Annotated in this window: 18 protein-coding genes; 6 read left to right on the top strand and 12 right to left on the bottom strand. The window is 35.8% G+C overall.

The genetic code is table 11. The features are described from left to right. Positions 1-12 precede the first annotated feature (12 nt). The 9 genes from FA707_RS01075 to FA707_RS01035 form a co-directional block, all read right to left on the bottom strand. A complete protein-coding gene (locus FA707_RS01075) occupies positions 13-504 on the bottom strand; it encodes a PTS sugar transporter subunit IIA (protein WP_136952491.1) in 492 nt (163 codons plus the stop codon). Between the two features lie 22 nt (positions 505-526). Then, positions 527-1,378, bottom strand: coding sequence for a PRD domain-containing protein (locus tag FA707_RS01070; protein ID WP_136952490.1), 852 nt, complete (start codon positions 1,376-1,378; stop codon positions 527-529). 147 nt (positions 1,379-1,525) lie between these two features. Further along, positions 1,526-2,380, bottom strand: a complete 855-nt coding sequence (gene ispE / locus FA707_RS01065; RefSeq protein WP_136952489.1) for a 4-(cytidine 5'-diphospho)-2-C-methyl-D-erythritol kinase — start codon at positions 2,378-2,380, stop codon at positions 1,526-1,528. A gap of 113 nt (positions 2,381-2,493) precedes the next feature. Beyond that, the gene (locus FA707_RS01060; RefSeq protein WP_136952488.1) at positions 2,494-3,558 is read right to left on the bottom strand and encodes a DUF7309 domain-containing protein; all 1,065 of its coding nucleotides are present in this window, start codon (positions 3,556-3,558) and stop codon (positions 2,494-2,496) included. A 251-nt stretch (positions 3,559-3,809) separates the two neighbouring features. Next, positions 3,810-4,883, bottom strand: coding sequence for an ABC transporter substrate-binding protein (locus FA707_RS01055; protein ID WP_136952487.1), 1,074 nt, complete (start codon positions 4,881-4,883; stop codon positions 3,810-3,812). After that, positions 4,880-5,710 carry an ABC transporter permease gene (locus tag FA707_RS01050; protein ID WP_136952486.1) on the bottom strand — a complete coding sequence of 277 codons (831 nt, stop codon included), beginning with the start codon at positions 5,708-5,710 and terminating at the stop codon, positions 4,880-4,882. Before FA707_RS01050 ends, FA707_RS01055 begins: the two co-directional genes overlap by 4 nt. After that, entirely contained in the window at positions 5,710-6,522 is an 813-nt protein-coding gene (locus FA707_RS01045) for an ABC transporter permease (protein ID WP_136952485.1), read from the bottom strand. Before FA707_RS01045 ends, FA707_RS01050 begins: the two co-directional genes overlap by 1 nt. 2 nt (positions 6,523-6,524) lie before the next feature. Beyond that, entirely contained in the window at positions 6,525-7,622 is a 1,098-nt protein-coding gene (locus FA707_RS01040) for an ABC transporter ATP-binding protein (protein ID WP_136952484.1), read from the bottom strand. Positions 7,623-7,641: 19 nt separating this feature from the next. Continuing rightward, on the bottom strand, positions 7,642-8,184 hold the full coding sequence (locus tag FA707_RS01035) for a helix-turn-helix domain-containing protein (RefSeq protein WP_136952483.1): 543 nt from the start codon (positions 8,182-8,184) through the stop codon (positions 7,642-7,644). 202 nt (positions 8,185-8,386) lie between these two features. Between FA707_RS01035 and FA707_RS01030 the strand changes: the two genes are divergently transcribed. The 3 genes from FA707_RS01030 (at position 8,387) to FA707_RS01020 (ending at position 13,360) form a co-directional block, all read left to right on the top strand. Continuing rightward, positions 8,387-9,391, top strand: a complete 1,005-nt coding sequence (locus FA707_RS01030; protein WP_136952482.1) for a YhdH/YhfP family quinone oxidoreductase — start codon at positions 8,387-8,389, stop codon at positions 9,389-9,391. 198 nt (positions 9,392-9,589) lie between these two features. Continuing rightward, a complete protein-coding gene (locus FA707_RS01025) occupies positions 9,590-11,512 on the top strand; it encodes a BglG family transcription antiterminator (protein WP_136952481.1) in 1,923 nt (640 codons plus the stop codon). A gap of 174 nt (positions 11,513-11,686) precedes the next feature. Further along, positions 11,687-13,360 (top strand): IS1182 family transposase, encoded by a 1,674-nt coding sequence (locus tag FA707_RS01020; protein ID WP_136952480.1) that lies wholly within the window; start codon positions 11,687-11,689, stop codon positions 13,358-13,360. On the opposite strand, the gene tsaE is transcribed toward FA707_RS01020, so the two are convergent. Beyond that, complete coding sequence (gene tsaE, locus FA707_RS01015; RefSeq protein ID WP_136952479.1) at positions 13,349-13,810, bottom strand: tRNA (adenosine(37)-N6)-threonylcarbamoyltransferase complex ATPase subunit type 1 TsaE; 462 nt, start codon at positions 13,808-13,810, stop codon at positions 13,349-13,351. The two genes, FA707_RS01020 and tsaE, sit on opposite strands and share 12 nt — an antisense overlap. A gap of 167 nt (positions 13,811-13,977) precedes the next feature. On the opposite strand from tsaE, the gene FA707_RS01010 reads away from it, so the two are divergent. The 3 genes from FA707_RS01010 (at position 13,978) to relB (ending at position 15,292) form a co-directional block, all read left to right on the top strand. Beyond that, positions 13,978-14,688, top strand: a complete 711-nt coding sequence (locus tag FA707_RS01010) for a putative ABC transporter permease (protein WP_136954135.1) — start codon at positions 13,978-13,980, stop codon at positions 14,686-14,688. Between the two features lie 105 nt (positions 14,689-14,793). Then, positions 14,794-15,099, top strand: a complete 306-nt coding sequence (locus FA707_RS01005) for a hypothetical protein (protein ID WP_136952478.1) — start codon at positions 14,794-14,796, stop codon at positions 15,097-15,099. Position 15,100: 1 nt separating this feature from the next. Beyond that, positions 15,101-15,292, top strand: a complete 192-nt coding sequence (gene relB, locus FA707_RS01000) for a type II toxin-antitoxin system RelB family anti-toxin (RefSeq protein ID WP_136952477.1) — start codon at positions 15,101-15,103, stop codon at positions 15,290-15,292. A gap of 94 nt (positions 15,293-15,386) precedes the next feature. On the opposite strand, the gene pta is transcribed toward relB, so the two are convergent. Both pta and FA707_RS00990 read right to left on the bottom strand, forming a co-directional pair. Continuing rightward, complete coding sequence (gene pta, locus FA707_RS00995; protein WP_136952476.1) at positions 15,387-16,364, bottom strand: phosphate acetyltransferase; 978 nt, start codon at positions 16,362-16,364, stop codon at positions 15,387-15,389. Between the two features lie 152 nt (positions 16,365-16,516). Beyond that, on the bottom strand, positions 16,517-17,188 hold the full coding sequence (locus FA707_RS00990; protein WP_136952475.1) for a uracil-DNA glycosylase: 672 nt from the start codon (positions 17,186-17,188) through the stop codon (positions 16,517-16,519). Positions 17,189-17,226: the final 38 nt, after the last annotated feature.

The raw sequence follows: 17,226 nt of genomic DNA, 5'->3' as shown, positions 1-17,226 counted from the left end.
TTTTACTCAACCTCACGCCATTGTAGCCGTTGTCACTTGTTCACTAGCAGCTACTACATGTTCGTTAACTGTTGAAAGATTAGATACTTTATCCATATTCGTCACAACAATCACAATCGTCGAAACAGTATTTGTTTCTGCTAATTTATCTAAGTTCATGTTCGCTAATTTCGTTTCAGGGGTGATAGCTTGTCCTTCTGATACAAATACCTCAAATGGTTCGCCTTTTAATTCCACAGTATCGATCCCCATATGTACTAAAACTTCTAGGCCTTCCGCTGTTTCAATAGTAATCGCATGCTTAGTTGGGAAAACACTCACCACTTTACCCGTAACTGGTGCGTAAACCTCTTCTGTTTCTGGTTTTACCGCATAGCCATCTCCTAATAATTTACCTGAGAAAACACCATCCCCAACTGACTCTAACGGCATAACTGTTCCTTGTGCTACAGCATGAAATGCCACAACCTCTTCTTTTTTCTTTTTCTTAAAAATACCAAACATAATCTATGTCCTCCTACTATTATTAATTTTTATGATCAGATGTTGGCACCTGATTTTTTAAACGTTCCACATGTAACGTTAAATAACCAATTTCTTCATTTGGAATAATGATATTATAATAATTCATAATCGTTTCTGTCACTTCACACGCAATTTGATAGCTCTCTAAATACTTTGTTTTAATAATCGCGAGTACGTCCTGATCCATACTATGTAACTTCCCTTGATAGACTCGTTCAATCGCATAGCGCAAATGTAAAACCAAGCGCGAGTAATCCAAACTGTTAGCCATTTGAGAAAAATCAATCGCCAAACGTTCGCCAATTAGTTCAATCATTTCAGAAACAATTGTGACTTCACGTAAACTTTTGCTTGTGTTACTTTTACCATTAATAGCACTGTGAAAATGGAGTGCAATATAAGCGGCTTCATCAAGTGGAAATTCGAGGTCAAATCGTTTTTTTAGATGTCTCACTGCCCATTCGGCCATTCTAAATTCATCGGGATACATGATTTGAATTTCATTCAATAATTTATTTTGCATCACAATGCCTGATTTCATTCGCTCAACTGCAAACGCAATGTGATCAGCTAACACAAGATGAACATGTTCATTCATATTCAAATTCAACGTTTTTTCTGCTTCTGAAATAATTTCTTCTGACACAATAAAATATTCTGGCTGGATGTGTTCCAGTAATTGCATCATTTTACTTTTGCTCTCATCGTTCACATAAATACGTTCTACTTCATCAGGTTTAATCAAATCATGACGTTTACGAGCAAAACCTATGCCCTTTCCCGTTACAATTTTATCTTGTCCCTCATCATTTACTAACACTGCATTTTGATTAAATACCTTTACGACTTTCATTTAATTTCTCCTTAAATAAAAAACTAGCCACGGAAATAAGAGCTTGCCTATCAAATCAAGTCCCCTTAGTTCCATGCCTAGTATTATCCAGTCACATGTCTATTAATAGTTAAATTATAACGTTTTCCGTTCAAAAATCAAGTTTTTTTATTGATTAATGGTTCTAACTAAATGAACTTCTTTACAAAAACCACGAAAGGCATTATAAACACGTTTAGCTCGGGAATAATTTTGGCAAAGGCCGAAAACGGTTGGTCCACTGCCACTCATCAACGCTGCATCTGCACCGTACTTCATCATTTTTTCTTTTATTTCACGAACAACCGGTCGACGTTGCATGGTCGCACGTTCCATTGAATTCCCCATCAAGCTAATCATCTTATCGTAATCTTGCTCAAGAATACTTGCTTTTAACCCTGGAATATCTGGATGTTCAATACCCGTCATATCAAAGTCAGCAAAAATTTTGCGAGTAGACACACTGAACTGGGGCTTAACAATTACCACCCAACATTGTGGCATTGGAGGTAAAGGCTCTACAATTTCACCACGTCCAGCTACAAAAGCCGTGGTCCCATGCACGCAATAAGGAACATCTGTCCCTACATTAAAACCAATATCACTTAGTTCTTGTTTACTTAAACCTAAACGCCATAGTTTATTGACACCACGTAATACTGCCGCAGCATCACTACTACCTCCACCTAGACCAGCAGCTACAGGAATCGTCTTTTTAATTTCAACAGACAGTCCTTGCTTGATACCAAACTGTTCTTTGACTAACGCTACCGCTTGATAGACATTATTTTTCTCATCGACTGGTAAAAACGTTGCATTGGTTCTGACGATAATTTTATCTTGCGGTAATTCATTGATAATCAGTTTATCTGCTAAATCAACACTCGCCATAATCATCTCCAAGTCATGATAACCATCAGGACGTTTCCCTAGAATATCTAGGCCTAGATTGATTTTAGCTGGCGCTTTTTCAATGATTTCCATAGCCCTCAATCCTTACTAAAGTTTATTAAGTTCATGATAACATATTTTTAATAGAGAAAAACAAAAAAAGCTAGGTATACTTTATAGTAACAAGGATAAATCATCTTCAATCATTAAAACCAGTAATCCGAATCAGTATCATCATCAAAAGCCTCTGGCAGTTCTTCTGAATCCAGTAAATAGTCTCCTATTTCTATCAAAGCTATTTCAAGTGTAGGGAGATTATTAGTCATCTCAATTTTTATATTAAGTTCATGACATAAAGCCCATAAAGCTTCTTTCAACACTTCTAAGCGAAGATATATCTTTTTAGGTTTTCCAAAATCAACAACATAATTATAGAGTAAACATTTTAAATTACCTATAACTACTTCGACATCATTAAACATCTCCATGGCTACTATTAAGCTTGAATGACGTTCTGCAACAGCTAACATCGGAAAATACTGACCATTTTCTGAGGTACTTGTATAAAAATAAGTTATTTCTAATTCGTGATTTATTTTAGGATGGTTACTTATTTTATTTAGTTCATATTTCTCCAAATCACTTAAAGGTGTTGGCATTTTAACGACGGAAGCCTTAGGATATTGAAAATTTTCTAAACTTTCAAAACTTTTGCCTGTTGCTAAATTCATTTTAGTATGTAACCATTTTTTTGAATGAAGTGAAGAGTTAAAATTAAATATACCTTGTTCAATTTTTTTTGATAAATTTAAATAGCCCCGCATAACTTGTTGCATTACTTCAATTTCTTTACTTGTAGGTACCTTCCCGTCAAATCCAATTTGATTAGACTCTGCTATTATCCAGTTGCCATCTCCTCGAAAGCTAACACCTAATTGCTTCATCACCTGATAACTCACTTTCGACACTTCGTAGCGATTACCAAAATAAACCATTAAACATTCTACCGACGCAAGATCATAGGAAAAGGCGTCGACAACTTTTGATGTCCCGTGATGCATATCTTTTAAAAATAATTGCGATTTAATTGTTGGAAAAATACTAACACCAACTAGCGTACCCTTACTTATTCCTATTCTAGCAACGATTGGTTGTTGCTTATCATCAAAATTAAAAACCACATATTTATTGTTAAAAATATCTAAATGTTGTGTGTTTTTTAACTTCTTCGCTATTTTATACATTTCTAACCATTTTTCTTTATCAACCATCGGAGCACCTCTATTATTTAATGTCTATTTTCTTACTAATATAACATTATTCAACCAACAAAAACAGGTGAAAGATATCATTTATCTCTCACCTGTTACTTTAAATATTTATCTTACGAGTTAGAACTTTGCTTAATCCGGCTTTCGAACGCAGTCCTTCGGAAATAGCTCTTAACAGTTTAAAAATTTGAGAAACAATTTTTAACTGTTCTTCGATATTTCTCAGGCCTAAACGCGTCCTCAAGCACTTTCTAGTTTCGATGCATTTTGAATTCTAGGAACAGATCGTTATAAATACCTAAATATTCTAAGCCTAAATCTTCATAGACTTCTAAGTTATTAACGGTTTCATCGCTTGGATAAAACTGTTCATCACTTGTGATTTCTTCTGGCATGATGGCCATTGCTTCTTTGTTAGGTGTTGCATAACCGATGTACTCGGCATTTTGAGCGGCATTTTCCGGTTCTAACATGAAGTTAATGAAATCATAGGCACCGTCAATATTTTTAGCTGTTTTAGGAATGACGATATTATCAAACCATAAATTTGACCCTTCACTTGGAATGACATAATGTAAATGTTCATTACTATCAACCATTTCAGCTGCTTCCCCAGAGAAGGTTACGGCAACGCTTGCTTCTTCATTAATCATGTACATTTTAATTTCATCAGCGACGATAGCCTTGACGTTATCAGTTAATGTGCTTAACTTCTTAGACGCCGCTAACAGCTCGTCTTTATCCGTACTATTTAATGACTGACCGTTACTGTTTAAAGCTAAGCCTATCACTTCACGAGCTCCGTCGATTAACATCAAACTGTCATGTAATTCTGGTTTCCATAAATCATCCCAGTGTTGAATATCGTCTTCTGAAAATTGTTTGTCATTATAAACAATCCCTAGCGTCCCCCAAAAGTAAGGAATAGAATATTGATTATCTGGATCAAAGTCTAAGTCCATAAAACGCGGATCAATCGCTTCAATTCCTTTAATTTTTGAGTAATCCAATTTATGAAGCATATCCTCTTTCATCATCTTTTGGATCATGTACTCACTTGGAATCGTTAAATCGTAAGACGTCCCACCTTGTTTGATTTTAGTAAACATCGCTTCATTGGAATCAAAGGTTTCGTAACTTACTTTGTAACCTGTTTGGTCTTCAAATTTCCCAATTAACTCTGGGTCAATGTAATCACCCCAGTTATAAATCGTTAAAGTGTTACCACTAGTATGTCCTTGCGCTGTACGCATATGACGACTAGTGAAAAATAAAATCACAATGATGGCAAGGATGCCGATTAATAAAACTTTTAATTTTTTCATAGTAAGTCTGCCACCTCGTTTTGTTTCTTACGATTCACACGTTGTTTTTTTGTGGTGTTTTCTTGACTGATGAAATAATAACCTGCAACTAATAACATCGAGAACAAGAATAACAACGTACTTAAGGCATTAATTTCTAAACTAATCCCTTGACGAGCACGTGAGTAAATCTCAACAGCTAAGGTTGAAAAACCATTTCCGGTTACAAAGAATGTCACGGCAAAATCATCTAACGAATACGTAAAGGCCATAAAGTAGCCCGCGATAATCCCTGGTGTAATGAACGGTAAAATAACTTTATGAATAATTTGCCAGTTAGTTGCACCTAAATCTTTTGCTGCATCAACTAACGATGGATTCATTTCTTTTAGTTTTGGTAAAACCATTAGCACCACAATTGGAATACTGAACGCAATATGTGATAGCAACACTGATAAGAAGTTTAAACTAATACCTAGTAATGTAAAGAAGATTAAGAAACTAGCCCCGATAATAACATCAGGCGACACCATTAAAATGTTATTTAAACTTAATAATAAATTACGGCGTTCTACTTTCTTCGTATAGTAAATCATCATTGCTCCAAATGTTCCGATAACCGTTGCGATTAACGCTGATAAGAACGCTAGTAAAAAGGTATCTGCTACAATCAGTAACAAACGTTTATCTTCAAATAGAGCTTGGTAATGTTCCAACGTAAAGCCTGTGAAACCATTCATATCGCCACCGGCATTGAACGAGTAAAACGTTAAGTAAATAATCGGTAAATATAAAATCACAAATACTAACACTAAATATAAATTGGACCACTTAAATGATTTTTTCATTACTTCACTTTCACTCCTTTACGTTTTTTCTCACCAGTTAAGGTCATGATCAGTAACATTGCCACAATCAAGACGACCCCAATCGTTGAACCCATTCCCCAGTTTTGAGTCACCATGAAATGTTGTTCGATGGCTGTACCAAGAGTAATAACACGATTACCACCAATTAAGCGCGTTAACATGAACAAGCTTAGTGATGGGATGAAGACCGCTTGTACCCCACTTCTCACGCCGTTCATTGATAACGGAAAAATAACACGACGGAACGTTTGCCAACTATTTGCTCCTAAATCACGACTAGCACTAATTAACGACGGGTTTAACTCTTCTAACGCATTAAAAATGGGAATAACCATGAACGGAATTTCGATATATGCCGCCACTAAAATAAAACTCAAGTCAGTAAAAAGAATTTGCTGACGACCTAACCCTAGGAATGATAAGAAGTTATTCACACTTCCGTTAATACTAAAAATCCCGATAAAAGCATAGGCTTTTAATAATAAGTTAATCCATGTAGGTAAAATAATTAACATTAACCATAGCTGTTTATGTTTGGTTTTGCTTAATAAATACGCCGTTGGATAACTAATTAACAATACAACTAACGTGATAATCCCCGCATAAATTAGTGAGTTCAATGTCATACGTAAACTTGTACCAGACGTAAAATAGTTTTTGTAGTTTTCTAAGGTGAAACCACCACTACCATCTAAAAATGAATAATAGACGATTAACAAGACCGGTGCGATAACAAATAATAACAACCATAGAACATAGGGAACCGAATAAATTCGTTTTGTTTTTGTCACGGTTACGCCTCCTCTTGCTCTTCGTAGCTTTCTAAACGAGCATCGAATTCTTCTTCAGTTTCACCAAAACGCATTACGTGAATATCTTCTGGTTCAAAGTATAAGCCCACTTCTTCGCCTTCAATCGCTTTACGCGTTGAATGAACGACCCACTCATTACCGTCTTCATCGTAACAAACAATTTCATAATGAACGCCACGGAATAATTGCGTATCAACTTTAACTTTCAGTTTACCTTTTTCAACCGTTGTAATGAAGATGTCTTCCGGACGTAATACCACTTCAACTGGTTCGTTCTTACGCATCCCACCATCGGCACACTCAAATTCTTTCCCAACGAATTCTACTAAGTTATCATCTTTCATAATCGCTTCAACAATATTACTTTCACCAATAAAGTCAGCTACGTAACGGTTAATTGGTTCATCGTAAATATCAACAGGCGTGCCACTTTGAACGATTTCACCTTTATTCATTACAAAAATCTCATCGCTCATCGCCAACGCTTCTTCTTGGTCATGCGTAACGAAAATAAACGTAATCCCTAAACGTTTTTGTAATTCACGTAATTCATATTGCATGTCTGTACGTAGTTTCAAGTCAAGTGCTGATAATGGCTCATCAAGCAACAATACTTCTGGTTCGTTTGCTAAAGCACGCGCGATAGCAACACGCTGACGTTGTCCACCTGACATTTCGCTAATTTCACGGTTTTCAAAACCGGTTAACTGTACCATTTTTAGAACTTCAGTTACTTTCGCCTCAATATCTTTCTTCGGCATTTTCTTTAAGTTTAAGCCAAAAGCAATGTTATCAAACACATTTAAATGCGGAAATAACGCATAATCTTGGAAAACTGTGTTTACTTTACGTTTGTTAGCGGGAATATCATTGACACGCTTACCTTCTAAACGAATATCTCCTTTGTCAGCCTCAATAAATCCGGCAATCAGACGTAAAATCGTTGTTTTACCACAACCTGAAGGACCTAATAAAGTATAAAATTTTCCTTGTTCAATATCGAAACTCACATCTTTTAATACCACTTGCCCGTCGTATTCTTTGCGGACATCACGAAAAGTAATAATGTTATTTGACACGTTTCCCCGACCTCTTTTCTTATAAATAGGATTCTGTCGCCACCAATAGTAAACGACTAGTTCCTTGATAGTTATTTTTTATTTGATGCTTTTCTGTTGCTTGATAATAGATTGTTTCGCCAGCACGTGCATAATAACGACGCAAACCAATTTCAATACATACTTCGCCTTCCATTACGTAAGCAAACGTATCTGAAAGAGACGGATCAAATTCTTTGTACTCACCCTGCTCTTCCAACGTTAGAAAAATCGGCTCCATATCATTTTCATTTGATTCCGGCACCAACCACTCAATTTGATATTTCTTTTCTTCATCAACAAACGACGTACGATCTTCTTCCTTGTAGACGACTGTTTGTTCACGTTGCTCTTCATTAAAAAAAGCTTGCGGTGTTGAGCCCAATACTTCTAACAATGTAAAGAACGTTTCCATTGAAGGTGAACTTAAATCGCGTTCTAATTGACTAATATAACCTTTTGTTAAATCTGTCCGTTCACCCAACTCTTCTTGAGTCAAACCTTTCTGAACACGCAGATTTTTTATTTTCTGGCCAATATCTATGATAAGTAGTCCTCCATTCCCAAAAGTTAAGTATTCCTAAACTTCAACTCACAAAAGTTTTATAATACTAAACTTCATGTTTACAATAAAATGATTATACAAGGCAATCAACGATTTTTCAAATAAAATTTGATGAAATCCGTTCGCTTTTTCCATTTTTTTCTAATATACTATTGTTATAAAATAAAAAAGGAGAATAATAATGACTTATCAATGTTTAGAATTTCAAAAAGACGAACTTTCTGGAAAAGTGATCCCTGTTTTAACGAAGAAAGATGTAAGCGCTACACAAGAAGAGGAGGTACAAATTAAGGTCCACTATTCTAGTGTCAATTATAAGGATGCCTTAGCCTCTGATCATGTAAAAAATGGTGTTATTGCCCACTATCCATTAGTTGGAGGAATTGATTTAAGTGGGGAAATTATTAACTCAAAAGATGAGCGTTTCAAAGTAGGGGATCGAGTCGTTGTTACCGGTTATGGTCTTGGGGTTTCCCATCCAGGTGGCTACAGTGAAATTGCACAAGTCCCTGCTGATTGGGTGACCAAACTACCAAGTAACTTAACAACTAAAGAAGCAATGATTTACGGTACAGCGGGAATTACTGCCGCGCTTTCTATTGAAGCTTTATTAAAAAATGGTTTAGCAGAAAATTTCGATGCCCGTCTTTTGGTAACGGGTGCTACTGGTGGCGTCGGAAGTTTAGCAATTTCTATCCTAAACCACATGGGCTATCGCAATATTAGTGCTCTGTCTCGTAAAAAAGGCACTGCCGATGATTACTTATTACGGATCGGTGCACATCACATTGTTACACTTGAAGAACTAACACCTGAAAAAGTCCGTCCTTTAATGAAACAACAATTCGATTTTATTTTAGATGCGGTAGGTGGTGAGCAACTCATCATTCTACTACCTCAACTGGCTTATGGCGGTTGTATCACACTATGCGGGAATGCAGCAGGAATTAAATTAAATACGACTGTCTTACCATTCATCCTACGTGGTATCTCCATGATTGGGATAGACTCTGTCAATATTACGCCTGAAAAACGTGAGCACATGTGGGAGATGCTGGCCAATAAGATGAAGCCCGATACATTAGAGACCTTTGTGAAAGATGAAGTATCATTGGAAAAACTACCAGCAACGTTTACACAATTATTGGATGGTACGATGGTTGGAAGATATTTAGTTACTTTATAACGAGCAAACTCTTAGCCATACAACGATAACTCGTTGTACGGCTTTTTTTAGTGAAGTTAGTTGGTTGTCACCATCCGAAACCATAGTTATTTAATGCAAACTAAAATAACGAACTATTGCCAATTCAACTGGAAATATATCATTTTTTAATATACACAATCCTTATGATATGATTATTATAATGAGGAGGGTATCTTTATGAAATATTTATTACAAGAACGTATGAATAAGATATTGATGATGATTTATGAAAACGATGTTGTCCCTCTTGCTGACATTATGAGCCAGTTCAACATTTCTGATCGTACCATTCGCAACGATATTAAAGAATTAAATGCTTATTTAGAAAAGTATGGTGCAAAAATTGTATTGCTAAGAAAAAAAGGTTATACCATTGAGTCTAAAAAAAGGTTGGATGCTCTGTATCATGATATCAGTCAACACGAGCAACACCATCTGTCCGTTGACTCACTTGAAAATCGCATTTTTTTAGTTATTAACTACTTACTGAGTCAAACAGATTACTGTTCCATGGCAGAATTATGCCGCGTTGTTTACGTTAGTCCTTCCACGATGACCAGCTATCTACGCACAATCAAAGAAAATTTGGAACGCTATCATTTAACGTTATTATCCAAAAATAATCTTGGTTATAAAATAACTGGTTCCGAACAAGATTTTCGTCGTTACATTTTTGACTACTTAATTGATAAAAACGCCCCCAATTACATGACCATTTTTTCGCCTTATGAAATGACCCTGTTTAATCATGTCGACTTGGAGAATCTCTACAATATTAGCTTAACGTACTTCCCACCTGCTACTTATCCATTTAATGACTATTCCCGAAAAAATTTTATTATTCAAACGGCTATTATGTTAAATCGTCTTATTCAACAGCATCCTTCTGACAAACTAATAAATGACAAATCTACCGCTACATTTGCTAATCAATCCCTCAACAAGATGTTAGCTAAACTTGAAAATATTTATCATATCAATATTAGTACCAATAATAAAAAATGGCTGTTATCTAAAATATGGCCTAACCTAATGACCGATCGTGATTATCATCCGGGTAGTGCCCCTTTTGCTGCATTAGTCACAGCTTTTATCGAGCAAATTAAACATGATGCTCAACTAGACTTCTCTAATGATCAAACGCTTATCAATGATTTGAATAACCACCTTGCTACTTACTTACCTGTCAAAGCGAATAATCCAGAGAAAATCAACCCTTTGATGAAGGGCATTAAAAATAAATACGCCTATGCTTATAAAATATGTCGTCACGCGGTTAAACAGCTACCTATTTTTAAACCCTTTAAATTAAGTGAACATGACATTGGTTATATAGCGTTACATATTGCTGCAGCTTTGGAACGTCGTAAAAATTCTCAACCACGTTTGACAAAAGTTGTCATTTTATGTAGCCAAGGTTTTTCAACTAGCCGTTTAATTGAAGCCAAAATCAAACAGCATTTTTATGAGTCTATCAACATTATTAACCTTCTATCTTATGCAGAATATAAAGCTAAACCGCCCGATAACATTGACTTAATTATTTCAACGATGCCCATCAAACGTTCAAATATTCCTGTTTTTTATTTTGATTTATTACACGTCAATAAGAGTATCACCTTATTGACCGAACAACTTGAAGAACAAAACAAACATCAGCAACTACTCTCCCATTTATTCCACCCGTCCCTTTTCTTTCATACAAGACGTTCCTATACGAAACTTGAAGCCATCCATTTTTTAATCGAACAATATAACCTTAATTCGGAAGAAGTTTCTTATTTCACGAAAAATATTCTCGAAAGAGAAGACACTAACCCTACCAATATTAGTCCATTTGTTGCAATTCCTCATATTATTGATGAAAAAATCAAAGAGTCACAACTTTTGACCTTAATTACTGATCACGCGATTAAATGGGATAGTCAAAATAGTGTCAAAATTATCTTTTTGATGCTAATTTCTCCTAAAGACAACAACCTATTACAACAATTTATGGATTGGGTTTCTGATTTGCTTGATAATCTTCCTAAGCAAGAACAGCTTAGCTACGCAACTAGTTACCAAGATTTCTTTAAAATAATAAGTGAAGACGATTAAAACAACTGTGAGAAAAATTTTCTAACATGAGCAAGAGGCTGTGACATAAGTCTCTAAAAAAACCCCTGATAAATTTGGCAATAAAGCCAAATTTATCAGGGGTTTTGGTATAATAAAATAAAAAAGAAGCACGGTCCGACCCATGCTTCAAAGAATCCTAGAAAGGACCAAAAAATGTATTCTAATTATAACATGAATCAGTTAAGTTTGGATATTACAACTTCATATATTCCAGAAAAAAATAATACGGCTTGGTTTATTAACGAGCTAGTTGAAACATTAAAAATCAAAGAATCTTATTTATTCGGAAGACCACGTCAATATAATTTATCTGCTATGTTAAAGCTGGTCTTATTTGCGTACACACGCAGTGTTTTTAGTAGTCGTAAAATTGCTCAATTGGCTGAAGAGAGCCTACCGGCTCGTTGGTTAACACAAGAAATGATGCCTTCTTATCGAACGATTGCACGCTTTAGAATATCTGATGAATTAGAAGGTCTTATTAATCAAGGCTTGGAGCAGCTAACCGCTTATTTACGTCAACAAAACATGATTGATGATGCCATTTTTATTGATGGAACTAAAATTTTAGCTGATGCCAATAAATTTAGTTTTGTTTGGAAGAAAAGCACGATTCGTTTCGATGCGATGAATCGAGAAGCAACCGTCTCTTTAATGAATGAATTAAAAGAGGCTTATTCGTCGTCTCATATACCAGATGGTTCTAATCTGTCTTTAGATATGGTTGATGAAGTTCTAACTCGTTTAGAATTCAGATTAGAAGAATTAGAAAAACAAATTGAAACAACACCTAAGCTTTCTCCCAACCCTGCTAAACAAGAACGACGTTCTTTAAAATCAACTAAAAGAAAATTAGCTGCACGTCGAGCTAAAATGCTAGAACATCAAAAGCAATTTAAGACTTTCGGGAAACGAAACAGCTTTTCAAAAACTGATCACGATGCCACTTTCATGAGAGTAAAAGAAGATCACATGAAAAATGGTCAGCTTAAGCCAGCTTATAATCTGCAAATTGCTACGAGCAAGCAATTTATCGTAGGCTATGATGTTTACCAAAATCCAACAGATACTAAAACGTTAATCCCTTTCTTAGAAAAAATGAATTTAGCAGAAAAGGATGCCATGTATATAGTAGCAGATGCAGGTTATGGTTCAGAAAGTAACTATCAATATCTAGAAGACAAATTATCTCAACATACCTCATTAATCCCGTACGGGACAATGTTGAAAGAAAATAGTAAGAAATGGCAGTCAGATGATAAAAAGGTAATGAATTGGTTTTACGAAGAAAAAGAAGACTATTATATTGACCCAAAAGGAGTCCGTTTTAATTTTAATAAGTATCGAAAACGCACAGACACAGACGGTTTTTCACGTGATTTCAAGGAATATGTGGCAGAAAAATATGACGAAAATCGTGAAGAAATTCCTGCTGCGTTAACAGCCAAAGGCCACATAAGAAAAATAATGATTAATCCTTCATGGGAATATTATAAAGCGAAGCAACGAGATTTTCTTTCAACGAAAGAAACTGGAAAAATTTACGCTAAACGTAAGATTGATGTGGAACCAGTTTTCGGACGGATGAAGGCTTCTTTGGGCTTCACTCGTTTCTCTGTGAGAGGACTTGGAAAAGTTCTCAAGGAAACCGGTATTGTTTCCTTGGCGCTAAATATGATGAAATTAGCGTCTTGGGAGACGCAGAAAGACATAGAAAATAGAAAAAATCCGAAACAAACGAAAAATAACACTTTTTGTCCGTTTCGGATTTTTTATTTTAGACTAATAACACTAACTTTTGTCACAGCCTCTTTATTATCGCATTAATTCGTTTAATACTTGTGCACGTTCCTTACCAGTTATTCCTTGCCCTTCTATTCGTAACGTACGTCCTTCTGTTTCATGATAGTTTAAGAAGATTTCAATATAATCTTCTGGCAATTCATCTAGCAAATTATTGCCCCACTCCATAATGACCACACCTTCTCGCTCAAAGTATTCTTCAAGTCCAAAACTTTCGCCTTCACCTTCAGCCAAACGATACACATCCATATGATAAAGTGGCAAACGACCTTTAGGATACTCACGGACAATCGTATACGTCGGACTTTTAATCATTTGGGTAATCTCAAGACCTAACGCAATTCCTTTAGTCATCGTTGTTTTGCCGGCACCTAACTCACCCGTTAAGACCAGTACATCGCCTGCCTGCAAGTGTTCTCCGATTATCTGACCAACCGCCAACATCTCTTCTTCATTTTTTAAATACTTTTCCATAATATTCCCTGTCCTTATTTAAGAGTCTCCCTCATTGTACCTTAATTAACGTAAAAAAACACCTCTCTAATACACCAAAATGAAGCCTAGCCATCACGGGTTTCAATTGCTTAAATTATCATTACCCCTTAAAATAAAAGCACCTTTAAAAAAAGAAGGTGAAAACTATCGCACAATTATTTATTACCTTTATTATTTATGCGTTTATCGGCTGGCTTTGGGAGACCGTTTATTGTTCTTTTAAGGCACGCCACTTTGTCTATCGTGGCTTTTTACTCGGCCCATATTGCCCAGTTTACGGCTTTGCGGTTGTCTCCGTGCCACTGCTAGTACCTAAAAATTACGGCACGCTACTTAATCTGTATTTCAACACGGTTGTCATTGTGACTTTAATTGAATACGTGACAAGCTGGCTCTTAGAAAAATTATTCAACATGCAATTATGGAATTATAAAGAAGTACCACTTAACATCGAAGGACGGGTAGCCGTTCCGGTGTCTATGTTTTGGGGCATTGGCTGTGTCTTTCTAATTAAAGTCATCCAACCTGTGATTCACGAACTAACGACGAGCTTTTTAAACGCAACCGCAAACTGGGGCGTTATCGTGATGGCGAGTGTCTTTATCTTAGATTTACTTTCCACTCTCACTTTCACTTACACAACCAAAGCCGAAGTTGCGAAAGTGATTGATCAGACGGACACTGAAAACGCGGTCTTCAAAGAGTACCGCTTAGCCCAACTTTTCAAAAATCGACGCGAACATCCAACACGCCAAAAACTGTTATACCATTTGAACAGACATTACCATTGGCAACAACACACTTTGCGTCGCATTACGAAAAACTATCCGAATATTTATTTCAAGAAAAAATCCTGAACTAATCATCGGTTCAGGATTTTTTTGTAAAAAGAATTTGACATTTCAAATTAAGGAAGTTAAGATAGAAATGTAAAAAACATTTGACAAAAAGAGGTGTTATCAATGGATGATTTATTTTTAATTTTCTTCGGGTTATTTATGTTAGCGAGTTTCGTGATGATTAGTTATATGTTTAAATCGCTAGCAGTTGTTGGTGATGAGCGACGTAAAATGATTATTCAAAAATCGGCGGCAGATTCTTTTGCCATTATAACCGGTGTCTTTCTAATTAAAATAATTGAAGAATTTATTAAAATTTTTACAACAGATGGCGCGTTGATCAAGCACAGTTCGCCTTTCAATTGGCTCTTAATTAGTTCGCTACTGTTCACTGTTAATTTATATTTAAACAAAAGAAAGTACAGTTAAAATGAAAAATATCATTAAAGAACTACGTAAAGCCAAGAAACTATCGCAAGATGAATTAGCGAAAACCTGTGAGGTCAGTCGCCAAACGATTAATGCGATTGAAAATAACAAGTATGATCCCACTTTACAACTCGCATTTAAATTGGCAGAGGTCTTAGAGACAACAGTGGACCAACTATTTACAGCGGAATAATTAGCTGATTGGCTAAAATTAGCGGGCTATTAATTCATTAATCATCAAAAAAACAGGTCTTGAAGTTCCAAGACCTGTTTTAGTGTTTAAAAGTTTATTTATCCATTAAATATTGAGCAGCTGTGATGATAGCTAATTTGTAAACATCTTCTTCGTTACAGCCACGAGATAAATCAGAGATAGGTTTGTTTAAACCTTGTAAGATTGGTCCTACTGCTTCAAAACCACCGAAGCGTTGAGCAATTTTGTAACCAATGTTACCTGATTGAATTTCTGGGAATACAAAGACTGTTGCTTTACCCGCAACTGCTGATCCAGGTGCTTTTTGAGCACCAACTGATTCTACAAACGCAGCATCAAATTGTAATTCACCATCAATTTGGTATTGAGGTGCTAATTCTTGCGCAATTTTAGTCGCTTCAGCAACTTTTGTTACTTCTTCTGAGGCTGCTGAACCTTTAGTTGAGAAGCTTAACATAGCAACGCGTGGGTCAATGTCGAACATTTCAGCTGTACGAGCACTTTCAACCGCGATTTCAGCTAATGCTTGTGAATCAGGGTTAATGTTGATAGCGCAGTCAGAGAAGACATATTTTTCTTCGCCACGAATCATTAAGAAAGCACCACTTGTACGGCTAACGCCTGGTTTTGTTTTGATGATTTGTAAAGCAGGACGTACTGTATCACCTGTTGAGTGAATCGCACCACTTACCATTCCATCAGTCACACCCATGTAAACTAACATTGTTCCGAAATAGTTAGGATCTAATAACGTTGTGCGTGCTTGATCTTCAGTTGCTTTACCGTTACGACGTTCAACAAAAGCAGCCACCATTTCTTCAAATTTGTAGTAGTTTGTTGGGTCAATAATAGTTAATTTAGATGCATCCCAACCTTTTTCAGCTGCAACTGCATTGATTTCTTCAGGAGAACCAACTAAAACAGGCTCTACTACCTCATCATTTTTTAAACGAATAGCTGCACCTAAAACACGTACATCTGTTGCTTCTGGAAAAACGATTTTTACATCTTTACCTTTAACTTTTGCTGTTAAATTAATTAAAATATCCAATTAAATTTCCTCCATTCAGTATTATCTATTTTATAATACAACTTATTTGTGAAAAAAGACAGATTTTGATACGAAATTTTCCCCATTTTCTCAATTCTGACTCATTTTATTTTCGATAATTTTAAGACAGTTTTTCTAAAAAACTATAACAGCTATATTTCCCAATTTATGGGGGATTGCCCCCACTGCTCCAATTGGGCATTGATGGTTGAATAAGGTTTTGAGCCAAAAAATCCACGGTACGAAGATAACGGACTCGGATGTGGTGCTTTTAAAATGACATGATAGTTGTTTTGAATCAAACGCTCTTTCGCTTGCGCTTGTTTACCCCATAACACAAAAATGATAGGCTCTTCACGTTCGCCTAGACGCTTAATCACGGCATCAGTAAATGTTTCCCAACCATGGCCACTATGCGAATTGGCTTTGCCTGCTTCAACCGTTAACACTGTATTTAACAAGAACACGCCTTGTTCAACCCAAGTAGTTAAATTCCCATTATCCCCCATTAATAATATCGATAAATCATCTTCTAATTCTTTAAACATATTTCTTAATGAAGGTGGCGGTGTCACGCCATCTTTAACTGAAAAACTCAACCCATGAGCTTGATTTTCACCGTGATAAGGATCCTGCCCTAAAATCACGACGCGCACTTTATCAAATGGTACCAAGTTAAACGCACTAAAAATTTCTGTTTTTGGTGGATAAACAGTTTGTGTTTCATAAGAGGTTTCAACAAATTGCCACAAGTCCTTAAAATAACTTTGTGATAACTCCTCAGCTAATACTGTTTGCCAATTTTTATCTAAATTAAGTTCCAAGAGACACACTCCCTTTCCCCTCAAGCATACAAAATCCT

The organism is Vagococcus zengguangii, from assembly GCF_005145005.1.
In the GTDB taxonomy this organism is placed as follows: domain Bacteria; phylum Bacillota; class Bacilli; order Lactobacillales; family Vagococcaceae; genus Vagococcus_A; species Vagococcus_A zengguangii.
Note: the sequence above shows the minus strand (reverse complement) of the source record. Positions and strands in the feature narration are given on the sequence as shown.